This window comes from Streptomyces sp. KR55, assembly GCF_052245645.1.
Classification (GTDB): Bacteria; Actinomycetota; Actinomycetes; order Streptomycetales; family Streptomycetaceae; genus Streptomyces; species Streptomyces flavusporus.
Window position 1 is genome coordinate 1 of record NZ_JBQQCE010000272.1, and the last position, 12,933, is coordinate 12,933.

A 12,933-nucleotide genomic window follows, 5' to 3' on the forward strand; every position below is an offset into this window, starting at 1 on the left:
CAAGGACCTGGGCAAGCTCCGCTACGTCGTCCAGCAGACCTTCTCGCTCCTGCACCACTTCAAGCGCCTGGCCGTCCGCTGGGAAAGACGCCTCGACCTCCACGACGCCCTCGTCTCCCTCGCCTGCGGCCTCATCTGCTGGAGACGCCTCAAGAAGGCCCGCTCATGAGCCTGGTGCGAGCTCTGAGCGAGTAGTTACTCAAAAGGGGGCGCCGCGACCGGTCACCGTCGTCGACAACCTCAAGCCGGACACCTGGACTGGGTGGCGATAGGCCACCACGGAGGCTGAATTGCGGTCACAGTGGAGCGCCGCCGAAGTCGATCTCGTTTCCGTCCGGATCGTGGTAGGTGGCCTTGCGCACGCCGTTCGGGTAGGTCTCGCGCTTTGTTGGCTCCAGTCCCCGATCGGCGATCTGGGCGACGCGGGCATCGAAGTCGTCGACGAAGATGGTGTGCATGGCGTGGCCAGCGTGCTCGGGCCGCTGTTCGATGGCCACTGACCGATGTTCCGCGAGTTCCCATACGGCCTCCGTGTCGCTCGCGACGAACGTTGGCGGCGAGCCGAGCAGCCGTTCGTACCAGGCCAGTGCCGCTGCATAGTCATTGACTGGGATGCCTGCAAATAGGTCGACGGCCATGCCGCCATGGTAGGTGCAGCGACTCCGTAAACCTCAGGGAGCTCACCTCCCGCCAGCAACGAGCCACAAGATCGTGTTACGAGCTCTAAGCCACTTTCCACACCCCCACGCGGGCCCGGCCTCCCCCTCCCCCTCAAGGGCCGGGCCCGCACCCCCAAGAAAGGCGGGCTCGGCCCCCCTCCCCCTGGAGGCCGGGCCCGCTTCCACATCTGGCCGGTGTCAGGCATGGCGCAAGGCGTCAGCGAGTTCGGCGGCGGTCGGCCGTCGGGCAGGGCTCGGGGCAAGCGCGGCGTGCAACACCTCTTGCACAGACGCCCACGCCGTCGGGGCGCGCAACGGCACCCGTCCCGAGCCGATCACCTGGCGAAGCGGGCCGGCCTTCAACCAGGCCGGGTCAACACCAGCCGCACCGTAGTCAAGCGGCCAGTCCCCAGTGATTCCCCACCACAACGACGCGGCCAGCGTGTACACCTCCGCCGACGGTCGCGGAGCCACGGGCAGCTCACCGCGCTCGACAGCGGCGGCCAACTCGGGGGCCAGGAGGTGAGGCATGCCGCCGCGAAACATCGCCGACGGCGCCAGCCGCTCCGGATGCCAGGCCCAAGAGCAGTCGATGAGGGACACCCCGCGCGCCGTGTGGATGGCGTGACCGGGTTGGAGATCGCAGTGCACCCAACCGGCCGCATGCAACCGTGCGACCGTCTCACAGACCTCGACGACATGCCGTCGAGCCGTCTGGAGGTCCCCCGTGCCCGCGCGGACGCCCTGGAGCGCCTGCCACGTCGACGGCCCCTCGTGCCAGGGGGTGAGCATCCACGCCAGGCTCTCGGCCCGTCCCGCATGCAGTAGGCCGTCTCTCGCGCCCATTGCCGCCAGGACCGCTCCCTCACGGGCCGTTATGACGGTGCCCTCCGGGCCGATGCCGACCTTCAATGCCGCCGTGCGCGCCGGACCGGTCACCCGCCACACCGCGCAGCCGCGCCGGTCACTGATCGGGTCCAGCCGCGCCCCCTCACCGCACTCCTTCTCCAGAACCGCATGAACCTCACTCGGCAGCGTTTCCGCCTTCATGCCTCAACCGTCCTCATCCGTGTCCTAGGGTGTGTGTCGTCCCGGCGGCACCAGAACCGGGACTTCGTGCTTTCCAGGGCGGGAGTGATCTTGGGATACGTCCGTCTGCTGCGCCGCCGCCGCGTCCTGGCCCTCTGGGGCGCACAGGCCCTGTCGGTGTTCGGGGACCGCTTGTACGCCATGGCGATCATGTGGATTGCGTGGCAGGAGTCCGGGGCCTCGGCCATGGGCCTGGTGGCGGTTGCGGAGTCCGTCCCGTACATCGTGATGGGCGCCCTTGGCCGCAGGATCATGGACCGCTTCGCGTCTTTGCGGGCGCTCGCCGGTGTCGATGCCGTCCGGGTCGTACTCGTCGCGGCACTACCGTGGGCGTGGGACGCGGGCGGTACGCCCGCCATGCTGACCCTGGCCGCGCTGCTCGGCCTGGCCGGTGCGGTTTTCGACCCCAACCTAGGTGCGCTGGTCCCGGACCTCGTCCGCCCTGACGAGGTCCAGGCCGTCAACGGGCTCATGGACCTCACCGGGCGGATCGCCCGCATCGCCGGGCCCGGCGCGGCCGGCGCCCTGCTCCTGGTCATCCCCGAGCCCGCGCTGTTCCTGCTGGACGCCGCCACGTTCGCGGTGTCCGCCCTGGTGCTTGCCGCGCTCGGCCGGGCGGCCAGTGCGCCAGCCGCCGGGCCGGTACCGCCCGCCGCCGCCGTCAAGCTACGGGCACGGTCCCTGCTGCGCGCCCACCCGGCGACCGCGGCCGCGATCACCGTGCACGGTGCGGGCATCCTCGCCCAGGCCGTGGCCCTCGCCATGCCTGCACTACTGGCCGCCAGATTCGACGCCGGCGCCGGGGCGTACGGGCTGGTCCTGGCCGCGACCGGAGCGGGCGCGCTCGCCGGGAACCTCGTGGCTGGCAACGTGCGGCTTCCCGCCAGCCCGCCTGTTAGGTACTGCCTCCTGTGGGCGGTATCCGGCCTGCTCTTGGCCTTCACCGGCTCGGCGGGCAACCTGGCCGTCCTGCTGCTGATCTCCGCCGCGTCCGGCGCCGTGGCCCCGTTCCTCGGCATCACGCTACAAACCCACCTGGCCGGGTTCCCCGCGGCTGCGCGACGGCGGCTCATGGCTATCGACCTGACCGTGATCCGGACTGCGGGCACCGCCTCCATGCTCGTGATCCCGGCAGCCGCGGCGGCCTCGCCGACCGCAGGGTTCTGGGCCGGCGGCATGGCCACGGTCGCCGTGGCCGTCACGGGCGCGGTAGCGGCCCGGCGGTGGACCCGGGCGCAGGCCGCTCCCGTCACGGAGACGGCCGTCCTCACCCGCGACTGAGCCATCGTCACAGCCCTTCTGTACTCGGCGGAAAGCGGGAACGGCCGGGCCTCCGCCGAGGCCCGGCCGCTGCCATGACGCTGGCTCAGGTCACACCGCGAGCCGCGTCCAGTGCTCCACGGTGATGTCCTCCAGCGGGATACCGAGCTGCTGGTAGATCCGCTGGTGCATGGTGCCAAACCAGGCGTCACGGCGCTCGTCGAAGAACTCCTGGTCGTACCAGGCGACGCCGAGGATCACGGTGCCGCCGCCGTTGGGGTTGTCCTTCTCGGCTTCGAAGTAGGTGGCCTGCCAGTCCCAGAGCATCAGCTCTTCGGGGCGCTCGCGCAGCCGCTTGTCCGACTCCTCCAGGGCGTTGATGCAGCGTCGGGCGGTGGCCTCGTCGGGGCAGTAGTAGGTGCACTCGCTGCGGGCGATCGGTTTCTTGTCACCGCGCCGGTCGGCGTCGGTGTCCTCGCCGTTGAGGACACGGACCCGGGTGGGTGCGTCCTGGTCCAGGAACTCCTTGAGGATGCTCACGATGGTGTTCTCCTCTTCCCTCGATGGGGTTGGGTTACCAGCCGGTCCCGCTGATCGGTTCCAGGCTGGGGCTTGAGCCGTCGCGCATCTGGACTCCTCCGGGCGCGACGTAGCGGATGTTCAGGCCGAGGCGGACTCCGTTGCCGCGGTTGGAGTGCGAGCGGTGCAGCAGCCGCACATCCATCAGCAACCCGCTGCCGGCGTCGACTGACACGGGCACGCCGCGTGTGCCCTCGGCGACGTGGGCCCCTAGGGCGCGGCCGCGGGAGGCGCCGGTGTCCTCCTCGGCGCCGTACGGCAGGTATCCGGCTCGTTGTGAGCCCGGCACGATGTGCAGACAGCCGGTGTCGACGCGCGCATCTGTCAGCGCCAGCCACGCCGCGACCGACCGCGCGGGGTCGAGCTCGATCCGGTCGTTGATGCCGTCCTGGTGCCAGGGGATCTCGAAGTCGCGCCCCGGCCACTTGATGACGAGGAACGTGTTCTCCACGGCCACGTCCGGGCCGATCAGGTCCCGGACGGCGTTCAGCAGCCGCGGAGCCCGCACGATGGACTGCGCCCATTCCTGGTCACGGTGAGGATTGCGCACGACCTCGCGGGCGGTGCCTCGGTGGGCTGCGACGAGCTCGGCGGCGCGTGCTCGCGCCTTGGCGGGTACGGCCCACTGGTGCACGATCCGGTGCCCGGCGGCGCCCAGTAACTCGTAGGTCCCGCTCTCGTCGGCCATCTGCGACGCTCCCTTTCGTCAGTGGGGTGGTGAAGTCCCGGCGCGGGGAGCTACGCGGGGAGTTGGAACGCTGTCCCCTGCGCTGGGAGGTGGCGCCCTCCTCGCCCTCGGGACCGTCACGCACCGAGGGCGGGGAGGGTGTCTGTGTCAGCCGCTGTAGCCGCAAGCGGGGCGGTAAGGCTGGCTCTAGGGAGTGGTGGGCAGCTCCCATGCGGGCCCGTCGGGCTCGCGGTACCAGACGGTCTGTCTGTCGGGCGTGATGTTCACGTGGAACTCGTCGCGGCGGGGTACGCCGTCGAAGGTCGCGGCGAGGTCTTCCACGGCGTCCCACAGGCGGCGCGGGCCCGCCTGGCGTACCGCCCCGGAGACGGGGGCGGTCGCAGTGGAACCGTCCTCGGTCCACAGGCCCACCGCGGTGAGCTCGCCGTCGTCATCACGCCAGGAACACGAGGTGTAGCCGGGCAGCGCGATCGACAGAGGGAACTTAAAGCGGTCGAGGACGTCGCCGGGCGACACCTTGGTGTCCGTGGGGTCGGCCTCCCGGACAGCATCGAACGCGGGGGCCGCGGCCGGCCTGCGGCGGGGCATGAAGTGCGCGGGTGTCGGCAGGAACCGTCCGGTGGCGTGGCCGCGGGCGGTCACGGTGGCGCGCAGGACGCCGTATCCGATGGGGGCGACGATGACCGCGCCGGGCGCGGCCTGGTCGAGGAAGGCGTCCGGGATGGCGCGCAGAGCGGCGGTGGCGATGATGCGCGTGTAGGGGGCCCGGCCGGGCCAGCCGCCGGCGCCGTCTCCGGTGGCGACGTAGGGCCGGTATCCCGCCTGTTCGAGTCGGCGGGCCGCGGCATCGACGAGTCCCGGGTCGACGTCGACACTGGTCACGTTCTCGTCGCCGAGACGGTGGGAGAGCAAGGCCGCGTTGTAGCCGGTGCCCGTGCCCAGCTCGAAAACAGCATCGCCGTCGTGGACATCGAGGGCCTCGAGCATGGCCAGCATGAGGACGGGTTCGCTGGACGAGCTGGTGGGGATGCCGTGCTCGTCGAGCTGCGTCGTCAGGGCGTTGTTGGAGTACACGGTGTCGAGGTAGCGGGGATCCCCCCACTGGACGGGCAGCCATGAGCCGTTGTCGGTCTGGGTGTAGAAGGTGGGCACGAAGACGTGCCTGGGGACGGAGGCGAACGCGTCAGCCCACTCGCTGTCGTGGTTCGGGTTGAGCTCGGCGGCGAACTTCTGCCGCAGCGCGGCCGTGACGTCGGTGTCTGGCCAGGTCATTCACTGTCTCCTTGCAGGTAGTCGGCGTGCGCTGCGGCGATCGGCAGGCCGGTACGGTTCTCCACCCACGCCCAGGTTCCGGCGGGATTGTTCTCGAAGAACACCCACTTCCCCTCGGGGGTGACGGCGAAGTCGAAGCTGCCGAAGACGATCTCGTAGTAGGCCAGGAAGCGCCGCACGGCTGAGGCAACGTCGTCGGGGAAGGCGGTGGTGCCGTACTCGATGTGCTCGTAGTCGGTGCGCCAGTCGGTAGCGGCCTTCTCCGACGTGGCGTGCAGGGTGCCGCCGAACACCTGGTCACCGACGGCCACGAGGCGCACCTCGTACGCCTTGGGGATGGCCTCTTGGAAGTAGTGGGCGGTGGTGCGGATGCTGTCGTCGAAGGTCGCGGGGTCGACGTGGTGCGTGGCCACCATCAAGGCGCGGTCCTCGCCGACCGGCAGGCGTCCGCCGAGGATGGGTTTGCAGATGAGCGGGCCGTTGACCTGCTTGGCGAATGTGCGTGCCGCGTTGGGGTCGTTGGTGATGATGCTGCGCGGTACTCGCAGTCCGCAGCGTGTTGCGGCCGTGAGCTGCTGCGGCTTGTGGGCGGCGAGCCGGTCGTGATGGGGGTTGTTGATCCACGGGACGCCGGGCAGGGCCGCCAGGACGTTCAGCATGGCGGCGTCGGCTTGGTTCTGGGCCCAGGTGGCGTAGGGCTCGGGGACGGTGTCGGCGATGGCGGAGCGTCCGGGCCGCCTCCAGTAGACGGCCCGGACGTCCTCGAGCCGCGCCGTCCGGCGCCCGTCGTCCAAGATCCCCGTCCAGCCCAGCTCCACCGGTCCGTGGCCGGCCGTGAGGGTGAGCTGCTGGGGGAACGTGGCGGCGTCGAACCGTATGACGGGTACGTCGCGCTGGTTCAACTCATCCACGACCATGTCGGCGGCCGCGTCGAGCTGTTCAGCGACGACGAGCACAGGGCGGGCGGCGGCGGTCATGACGCGGGCGCGTAGTACGGGTCGGAGACGTCGTCGCCCTGGCCGTCGAGGTTGGTGTCCGTGGTCGATGCGGCCATGTCACCGGTGTGCCAGGGGGATCCGTCGGCCTGCACGTTGAGCTGCCGCTTCGGGTCCCACGTGACGCCCTCGATCGAGGTGGTGACCAGGCAGGGCGGCGCCGCAGCCCTCGCGGCGAACGGAATCGTGGCTGTCGTCATGCTTCCCTACAAGGGGTTGTGGGTGATCCAGCGGACCGTCGCGCACCCGTGCTCTCCTGTGCGCTCGCTCCCGAGCAGGCACACCAGGCGCGCGGCGGGGTCTATGTAGTCACGCCGCCGGGGCATCGCCCAGCTCCTGCGTCAGCTCGTCCAAGTCGACGAGGCGGAAGGAACCCAACCGGCGCACCAGTTGGGAGGCCAGGAAGGTGGGCAGGTTCTCGTGCCCGTACGGAAGAGGGCTATCCGGGGTCGCCACGACCTGGACGCCGTTCTCTCCGTAGCCGTAGAGAGTGCCGTGGACTCCGTATAGAGGAGCGCTCTGGGCGACGAAGACCATCGGCTGGCCGTCGAGGTGAGGGCACAACCGTGCCGCGGCGCGCGCGTGCTTCGCGCACACGGGCGGCTGGCCGGTGATGATCGACGTCTCGTCCGGCCCGTAGTCGTCGGGGCCCGCAAGGAAGATGAAGCCGAGAGGGGTCCGTGCTGGCCTTACGCACACCTGGCAGCGCAGTTCCTGCATCGTCTCCCGTTGGCGGGAAGGGTGCATGAGCTTCCACCGCGGCTTGCCCGTGGGCATCCCCCGGCTGTCCCGCGGGGTGTGCGAACAGCGTGCCCACAGCACACCGCGGACGTCCCGGTCGTCGCGTTCCTCATCCGCGTAGCGCAGCCGGGGCCGCTTGCTGGGCCATTCCGGAGCAATGATCAGGTTGTCCGGGGCGCCTTCCTCCCCCTCTCGCAGGGTGACGTAGGGCACCAGGGCCGACTTGGTCGGGGTTCTCACTCGGGGGTTCTCTCTCGTCCTCGTCTGCCCGGCATGCGGGCTGTACGGGAGCGGGGGCACGATCACGCCGCCTCCTTGAGGCACTTGATGGCCACCAGGCGCTCGAGCAGTTCGTTGACGGTCCAGGCCATCCGGCGCAGGTGGCCGATGGCTTGCCAGTAGTCGCCCGGCATCTCCTCCGCGCGCACCTCGCGCGCCCGCCCGATCAGCTCGGCGGCCTGGTCGTCCTCGCCCGCCTCGTTCGCGACCGCGATATCGACGAGCCGCATCAGGTGGCCGCGGAGCCGCTCGGCGAGTTCCTCGGCGTCCTCCTCGCGCGGCATGACGTCATCCAGCACTGTGCCGACGTCGTCGAGCAGCGCGTCGCCGTCGAACGGGGTCCACGCCTGCATAGCCGCTAAGAGGGTGGTCAGGGTGTCCTCGTCTGCGGGCGCCCGCTTCTCCACGGCGACCGGCGTGCTCACTGCTGCTCTCCGTCCGACAGCGCGTCACCCGTGATCAGGAAGTTCGCCCATACGTCTTTGCCTCCCTGGCTCGGGGAGCAACCGAAGTCATCGGCAAGGGCACTGAGGAGAAGCAAGCCCCGACCGCGCTCGCCGTCAGCTCCCGGAAGAGAGGGCATGGGCAAAGCTCGTTCGCCGTCGCGGACGCAGACGTTCAGCATCCCGGGCAGGCGGGTGATTGTGAGCCGTGCGTTCCTCGCCCCGGTACGCGCGTCGGGTGCGGCGTGCTGCAGGACGTTGGTCAGCAGCTCTGAGACAGCGAGCGTCACGCCGTCGACCAGGCCGGCCAAGCCCCACAGCCTCAGGTGGGCGCCCGCGATGGTCCGGACGATGGGCACGGCCCGGGCGGTGACGTCGAGGTCAATCTCCAGATACCCGGGCTTGCTGCGCGTCGTGGCGCGCACGCCGGTTGGCGCAGCGGGCAGTTCCAACAGGTCGGCCATCACAGATCCGTTCGGTCTGGCGGAATCCTCACCACTGAGGCTTGACTGCGGTGTGTACTGGGGTGGAGCCGGTCAGCGACTATTCAGTCAGGCCGTGAGACCCGCGTGCAGACCCGGATGCGGAGAGCTGAGATATCCGCATCACGACCCAGGGACACCGAGATGCCTCAGCCAGAGAAAGAGCTCAACCCGGAAGGGTCGCCCGAGGAATGGTTCGGCGCCGAACTGCGGTACTGGCGCAAGCTGTCCGGGCTGAGCGCGGCGAAGCTGGGGCCAATGGTGCAGGTCAGCCCGGATGTGATCTCCAAGATCGAGAAGGGCAAGTACCGGTGCCGACGGGACCTCGCCGAGCAGCTCGACGAGGTCTTGAAGACCGGCGGAGTGCTCGCGCGAGCCTGGGGCATGGTGTTCGGCGATGCGGATAAAAAGCGGCGCGATGCGGATAGTGCTCCCATGGGGACGGTGGAGGGGACCATTCAGGTCCACCAAGGCCGCATGCTGGGCGGAGACACCTCAGCCCAGCTACCTGGGAGCCTCGCGTCCGTGGATCGCCGTGCCTTCCTGGCTTACACCAGCCTTGCCGCCGTTGCCCCTATAGACCTCGCCCGGCTCGTTGCCCCGACCGCACCGCCCGAGCTCCCCAAGCGCATTCGGCCTACGGAGCTCGATCAGCTGAGCCTCGTCGCCGACTACATCCACCGCGCGGACAACACCCACGGCGGCGGGGGCATGCTCGGCAACTTCGCCAGCCGTTCCATGGAGTACGCCATCCAACTGCTCACCGTCGACTGCCCCGAGCAGCTGCGCCCGGAACTCCTCGCCCATGTGGCACGGCTGGGCATCGTGGTCGGCGCGACGCACTTCGACGCCTACTCCCATGACGACGCCCGCGTTGCCTTCAAGATCGCATCCGAATGCGCGGAGGAGGCCGGCGACTGGTGGCTGCGCGCTAAGACGTACAGCTTCCTGTCCAGGCAGGCGACTTGGCTCGGCGATCCGGACAAGGGCCTCACCTACGCCGAGCAGGGCCTTGTCCGCTCCGACCGGCTCACGCCCACCATTCAGGCCATGATGCACAGCGCCCGCGCCCGCGCCTTCGGGAAGATGCACGACGTACAGGGCACGTTGGCCGCAGTCGGCGCCGCCGATGAGGCATTCTCCCGCTCGAACCCGGCCGAAGACCCGCCGTGGATGCACTACTACGACGAGGCCCAGCACCACGGCGACACGGCACATGCGCTGTTCGACCTGTCCATCCACAAGGACCAAGACCCCGGACGGACCGCCCAGCGCTTCGGGGCAGCGGTCACCGGGCACAGCGACGACTACGCCCGATCGCGCGGGATCTCAGCCACGAAGCTGGCCTCTCTGATCATGGTGAAGGGCGACCCGATGCAGGCGATCACCATCGGCCATAAGGCCCTGGACGACGTCGGCCAGCTCACCTCGAAGAGGGCCGCGGATGACCTCAAGGAACTCCGCCGGTTCGCCGGGAAGCACCGCACGTTGGACGAGGCGGCATACCTGCGCCAGCGCATCACGGCTACCTTGCAGGCATGACGATCTCGGCCGCCCCCGCCCGTTCCGTGCTGGAGGAAGCCTGCGCGCTCGCAGGCTTCAACCCGTCCGGCGCCGAGCCCGTCCGCATCGCCGAAAACGAGATCTGGCGCCTCCCCGGCAAGGTGATCGTCCGTATCGCGCGCACCGGCCAGTGGCAGGCCGCTGTACGTGAGGTACGCGTGGCCCAGTGGCTCGCCGACAACAGAGTCCCGGCCGTCCGCGCGTTGCCGATCGAGCAGCCGGTCGAGGCCGCGACTCGCCCGGTCACCTTCTGGCACGAGCTGCCGCCGCACGAGAACGGCACCGTCCGGGACGTCGTCACCCTGCTGAAACTGCTCCATCAGTTGCCCGTACCGGACTTCCCGCTCGACCGGCTCGACCCGTTCGTACGGGTCGCCGAGCGGATCGAGGGGGCGACGTCCCTGTCCGAAGATGACCGGGCGTGGCTGCGGCACCGGCACGCAGAACTCCGCGAGCAGTGGGAACACAGGCCCACGGGTCTACGCGAGTGCGTCGTGCACGGTGACGCGTGGGTCGGCAACGTCGCCCGCACAGCGGGCAAGCCGCCGCTACTGATGGACTTCGAGCGGGTTTCCGTCGGGCCGCCGGAATGGGATCTCGTCTCTACAGCCGTCAAGCTGACGACGACCGGCGCCGTCACCGAAGCCGAGTACGCAGAGTTCTGCAAGGCGTACGGAACGGACGTCACAGAGTGGGATGGGTACGAACTCCTCGCCGGGGCTCGTGAATTGCGCATGACCACGTACGCGGCCCAGTACGCGGCCACGCGCCCCAAGTGGCGGACAGAGGCTCAGTACCGCGTCGACTGCCTACGCGGACGTGCAGAACCTCGCCCCTGGCACTGGAAAGGGATCATGTAGCGCCCTACGCCGCCAGGATGTGCACGGGGACCTTTCAGGCGTTGTAGCCCTTCTGCTTCACTCCGGGCCCCCACTTCGCTGCGACCTTGGCAAAGCAGTCGCGGCACAGCGGGTTCGCGTTGGAGCCGTAGCGCTTGCATTTCTCGTGGCAGAGCGAGCACGAGCCCGCTTCAGCCTCGGTCCAGACCGGCGACGGGTAGTCGCCCAGCTCGGTCTCCGTGGGTGTGGCCATCGGGAGTGTCCTGTTCTGCTCAGTCACGGCCGAAACGGCCGCTTCGAACGAAGAATAGAACAGCCACCGCCTGAACGGATTGTCAGTGGTACGCCGTACTGTGCAGGTATGCCCTCCCTCCCCCGCTTATGCGGGCCGGTCTGCCCTGCCCGGGAAGAGGTCAACGCCCGTATCCGGCTCCTGATGGAACAGCCGCCCAACCGCGAGCGCGCCGCGGCCTACGAACAGCTCCTCCGCCAGTGGGCGGAGGCCTGCGCGCCGTGCCAGCCGTGCGCTCTGGCCGCCTGACCCCAGACGCACGAGCGCCCTGCCGGTGGGTTCCGTCCGGCGGGGCGCCGACGTAGTCCGCGTCCACGGCGAGGCGGAGCGAGGACGGCTACGGTCTGGCTCTGTACGCCACTCCGGGATAGGGGGCTCGTTCGCTTGAATTGGGAATTTTCGCCGCTTCAATAAATGTCACCTTCTCTACGCGTGTGAGACTGGTGGCAATCCGTGACCATCAAGCGCTGGGTTCCAGTCTCGAGTTTCAGAAACCACTCGGCAGTGGTTGCATGGAATTAGAGGGAGCTGCGTCAAGGAGGAGTCATGTCAGTCAGGGTCCAATTTGGGAAGCTGCGCTGCAACGTGTCAGAGGACGCGGACTATGACACCGCTTACCTGACGTGGCAAGGCACAGAGGTATGGCGCAGGCGCATGGAGGAAGGAGACGAGCAAACCGTCGGCCTGGATCTGAGGTTTTCAAGAGATGCTCGTGTCGAACTCTGGGACTACGACACCATTGGCGATGACGACAACCTAGGCGGCGAAACGATCCGCACCAGTCAGGTTGGCTTGGGGACGCAGCGCGCCCGGTTCACCGCCGACGAGGCGGACTACGTTCTAGAGTTCCGAGTTGTCCCTGAGTGGCGGAACCTGGACAACAACCGTGCCACGGCCGACATTGTCGCCGACGGCAACCGTCTCTACCAGCGACACATCAGCGGCGCGATCTACCAATTCACAGGGTCCACGTGGCGGAACCTGGACAACAACCGTGCCACGGCCGACATCGTCGCCGACGCCGGCCGCCTGTACCAGCGGCACAACACCGGTGCCGTCTATGAATTCACAGGGTCCACGCCGGTCCCGTGGCGGAATCTGGATAACAACCCGTCCACCAAGCAGATCGCGACATCCGATGGCCGTCTCTACCAGCGGCACGGCAGCGGTGCCATCTATGAATTCACAGGGTCCACGTGGCGGAACCTGGACAACAACCGTGCCACGGCCGACATCGTCGCCGACGCCGGCCGCCTGTACCAACGGCACGGCAGCGGTGCCATCTACCAATTCACAGGGTCCACGTGGCGGAACCTGGACAACAACCGTGCCACGGCCGACATCGTCGCCGACGCCGGCCGCCTGTACCAGCGGCACAACACCGGTGCCATCTATGAATTCACAGGGTCCACGTGGCGGAACCTGGACAACAACCGTGCCACGGTCGAGATCGCTACTGGCGACGGGCGGCTCTACCAGCGGCACTTCAACGGGCTTATCTTCGGATTCACCGGCTCGACGTGGCTCCTGCGGGACGATAACAATAAAACCGCGCATGTCGTGACATCTGGTGGTCACCTGTATCAGATGCACGACACCGGAGCTATATACGAAGAGCAGCCCGTCTAGGGCCTGTCTTCGGTTGTGATCAACAGGCTTTCAGGAGGCTGCCGATCCAGATGGTTGCTGCGCGGAGATGGAGTCCGGCGAGGTAGCTCTCGGGCGTCTTGTCATAGCGGGTGGCGATGCCTC

16 protein-coding genes are annotated in these 12,933 nt (G+C 68.6%); 5 read left to right on the forward strand and 11 right to left on the reverse strand.

The window, feature by feature from the left end:
- Nucleotides 1–296 precede the first annotated feature (296 nt).
- Both ACTWQJ_RS32150 and ACTWQJ_RS32155 read right to left on the reverse strand, forming a co-directional pair.
- Nucleotides 297–638 carry a VOC family protein gene (locus ACTWQJ_RS32150; RefSeq protein ID WP_443310028.1) on the reverse strand — a complete coding sequence of 114 codons (342 nt, stop codon included), beginning with the start codon at nt 636–638 and terminating at the stop codon, nt 297–299.
- Between the two features lie 219 nt (nt 639–857).
- Entirely contained in the window at nt 858–1,709 is an 852-nt protein-coding gene (locus tag ACTWQJ_RS32155; RefSeq protein ID WP_443310029.1) for a hypothetical protein, read from the reverse strand.
- Between the two features lie 90 nt (nt 1,710–1,799).
- On the opposite strand from ACTWQJ_RS32155, the gene ACTWQJ_RS32160 reads away from it, so the two are divergent.
- Nucleotides 1,800–3,029: an MFS transporter gene (locus ACTWQJ_RS32160; RefSeq protein ID WP_443310030.1), complete on the forward strand. Its 1,230-nt coding sequence runs from the start codon at nt 1,800–1,802 to the stop codon at nt 3,027–3,029.
- Nucleotides 3,030–3,119: 90 nt separating this feature from the next.
- Here the strand turns inward: ACTWQJ_RS32160 and ACTWQJ_RS32165 are convergent, their stop codons facing one another.
- From ACTWQJ_RS32165 to ACTWQJ_RS32200, 8 genes are all read right to left on the reverse strand, one after another.
- A complete protein-coding gene (locus tag ACTWQJ_RS32165) occupies nt 3,120–3,548 on the reverse strand; it encodes a hypothetical protein (RefSeq protein WP_443310031.1) in 429 nt (142 codons plus the stop codon).
- 34 nt (nt 3,549–3,582) lie between these two features.
- Nucleotides 3,583–4,275: a phytanoyl-CoA dioxygenase family protein gene (locus tag ACTWQJ_RS32170; protein ID WP_443310032.1), complete on the reverse strand. Its 693-nt coding sequence runs from the start codon at nt 4,273–4,275 to the stop codon at nt 3,583–3,585.
- A 186-nt stretch (nt 4,276–4,461) separates the two neighbouring features.
- Nucleotides 4,462–5,547: a methyltransferase domain-containing protein gene (locus ACTWQJ_RS32175; protein WP_443310033.1), complete on the reverse strand. Its 1,086-nt coding sequence runs from the start codon at nt 5,545–5,547 to the stop codon at nt 4,462–4,464.
- On the reverse strand, nt 5,544–6,524 hold the full coding sequence (gene tgmB / locus ACTWQJ_RS32180; RefSeq protein ID WP_443310034.1) for an ATP-grasp ribosomal peptide maturase: 981 nt from the start codon (nt 6,522–6,524) through the stop codon (nt 5,544–5,546). Before tgmB ends, ACTWQJ_RS32175 begins: the two co-directional genes overlap by 4 nt.
- Nucleotides 6,521–6,742 (reverse strand): putative ATP-grasp-modified RiPP, encoded by a 222-nt coding sequence (gene tgmA, locus ACTWQJ_RS32185; RefSeq protein ID WP_443310035.1) that lies wholly within the window; start codon nt 6,740–6,742, stop codon nt 6,521–6,523. The genes tgmB and tgmA overlap by 4 nt, the downstream gene beginning before the upstream one ends.
- 109 nt (nt 6,743–6,851) lie before the next feature.
- Nucleotides 6,852–7,523 (reverse strand): hypothetical protein, encoded by a 672-nt coding sequence (locus ACTWQJ_RS32190; RefSeq protein WP_443310036.1) that lies wholly within the window; start codon nt 7,521–7,523, stop codon nt 6,852–6,854.
- Nucleotides 7,524–7,585: 62 nt separating this feature from the next.
- Nucleotides 7,586–7,987, reverse strand: coding sequence for a DUF6415 family natural product biosynthesis protein (locus ACTWQJ_RS32195; protein WP_443310037.1), 402 nt, complete (start codon nt 7,985–7,987; stop codon nt 7,586–7,588).
- Nucleotides 7,984–8,469 (reverse strand): ATP-binding protein, encoded by a 486-nt coding sequence (locus ACTWQJ_RS32200; protein WP_443310038.1) that lies wholly within the window; start codon nt 8,467–8,469, stop codon nt 7,984–7,986. The genes ACTWQJ_RS32195 and ACTWQJ_RS32200 overlap by 4 nt, the downstream gene beginning before the upstream one ends.
- A gap of 162 nt (nt 8,470–8,631) precedes the next feature.
- Here ACTWQJ_RS32200 and ACTWQJ_RS32205 point away from each other — a divergent pair, with 162 nt between their 5' ends.
- Together ACTWQJ_RS32205 and ACTWQJ_RS32210 are read left to right on the forward strand one after the other, a co-directional pair.
- Entirely contained in the window at nt 8,632–10,029 is a 1,398-nt protein-coding gene (locus ACTWQJ_RS32205) for a helix-turn-helix domain-containing protein (RefSeq protein WP_443310039.1), read from the forward strand.
- On the forward strand, nt 10,026–10,910 hold the full coding sequence (locus ACTWQJ_RS32210) for a phosphotransferase family protein (protein WP_443310040.1): 885 nt from the start codon (nt 10,026–10,028) through the stop codon (nt 10,908–10,910). The genes ACTWQJ_RS32205 and ACTWQJ_RS32210 overlap by 4 nt, the downstream gene beginning before the upstream one ends.
- A gap of 34 nt (nt 10,911–10,944) precedes the next feature.
- Here the strand turns inward: ACTWQJ_RS32210 and ACTWQJ_RS32215 are convergent, their stop codons facing one another.
- Nucleotides 10,945–11,169 (reverse strand): hypothetical protein, encoded by a 225-nt coding sequence (locus ACTWQJ_RS32215; RefSeq protein ID WP_443310041.1) that lies wholly within the window; start codon nt 11,167–11,169, stop codon nt 10,945–10,947.
- Nucleotides 11,170–11,250: 81 nt separating this feature from the next.
- Here ACTWQJ_RS32215 and ACTWQJ_RS32220 point away from each other — a divergent pair, with 81 nt between their 5' ends.
- Both ACTWQJ_RS32220 and ACTWQJ_RS32225 read left to right on the forward strand, forming a co-directional pair.
- The gene (locus ACTWQJ_RS32220) at nt 11,251–11,430 is read left to right on the forward strand and encodes a hypothetical protein (protein ID WP_443310042.1); all 180 of its coding nucleotides are present in this window, start codon (nt 11,251–11,253) and stop codon (nt 11,428–11,430) included.
- A gap of 297 nt (nt 11,431–11,727) precedes the next feature.
- Nucleotides 11,728–12,810: a hypothetical protein gene (locus tag ACTWQJ_RS32225; RefSeq protein WP_443310043.1), complete on the forward strand. Its 1,083-nt coding sequence runs from the start codon at nt 11,728–11,730 to the stop codon at nt 12,808–12,810.
- The last annotated feature ends 123 nt before the right edge of the window (nt 12,811–12,933 follow it).

What these genes read in the sequence shown, in the direction of transcription:
- ACTWQJ_RS32150 (WP_443310028.1), bottom strand. Translation starts at nt 638, where the DNA reads ATGGCCGTCGACCTATTTGCAGGCATCCCAGTCAATGACTATGCAGCG.
- ACTWQJ_RS32155 (WP_443310029.1), bottom strand. Translation starts at nt 1,709, where the DNA reads ATGAAGGCGGAAACGCTGCCGAGTGAGGTTCATGCGGTTCTGGAGAAG.
- tgmB (WP_443310034.1), bottom strand. Translation starts at nt 6,524, where the DNA reads ATGACCGCCGCCGCCCGCCCTGTGCTCGTCGTCGCTGAACAGCTCGAC.
- ACTWQJ_RS32200 (WP_443310038.1), bottom strand. Translation starts at nt 8,469, where the DNA reads ATGGCCGACCTGTTGGAACTGCCCGCTGCGCCAACCGGCGTGCGCGCC.
- ACTWQJ_RS32220 (WP_443310042.1), top strand. Translation starts at nt 11,251, where the DNA reads ATGCCCTCCCTCCCCCGCTTATGCGGGCCGGTCTGCCCTGCCCGGGAA.
- ACTWQJ_RS32205 (WP_443310039.1), top strand. Translation starts at nt 8,632, where the DNA reads ATGCCTCAGCCAGAGAAAGAGCTCAACCCGGAAGGGTCGCCCGAGGAA.
- tgmA (WP_443310035.1), bottom strand. Translation starts at nt 6,742, where the DNA reads ATGACGACAGCCACGATTCCGTTCGCCGCGAGGGCTGCGGCGCCGCCC.
- ACTWQJ_RS32225 (WP_443310043.1), top strand. Translation starts at nt 11,728, where the DNA reads ATGTCAGTCAGGGTCCAATTTGGGAAGCTGCGCTGCAACGTGTCAGAG.
- ACTWQJ_RS32175 (WP_443310033.1), bottom strand. Translation starts at nt 5,547, where the DNA reads ATGACCTGGCCAGACACCGACGTCACGGCCGCGCTGCGGCAGAAGTTC.
- ACTWQJ_RS32170 (WP_443310032.1), bottom strand. Translation starts at nt 4,275, where the DNA reads ATGGCCGACGAGAGCGGGACCTACGAGTTACTGGGCGCCGCCGGGCAC.
- ACTWQJ_RS32210 (WP_443310040.1), top strand. Translation starts at nt 10,026, where the DNA reads ATGACGATCTCGGCCGCCCCCGCCCGTTCCGTGCTGGAGGAAGCCTGC.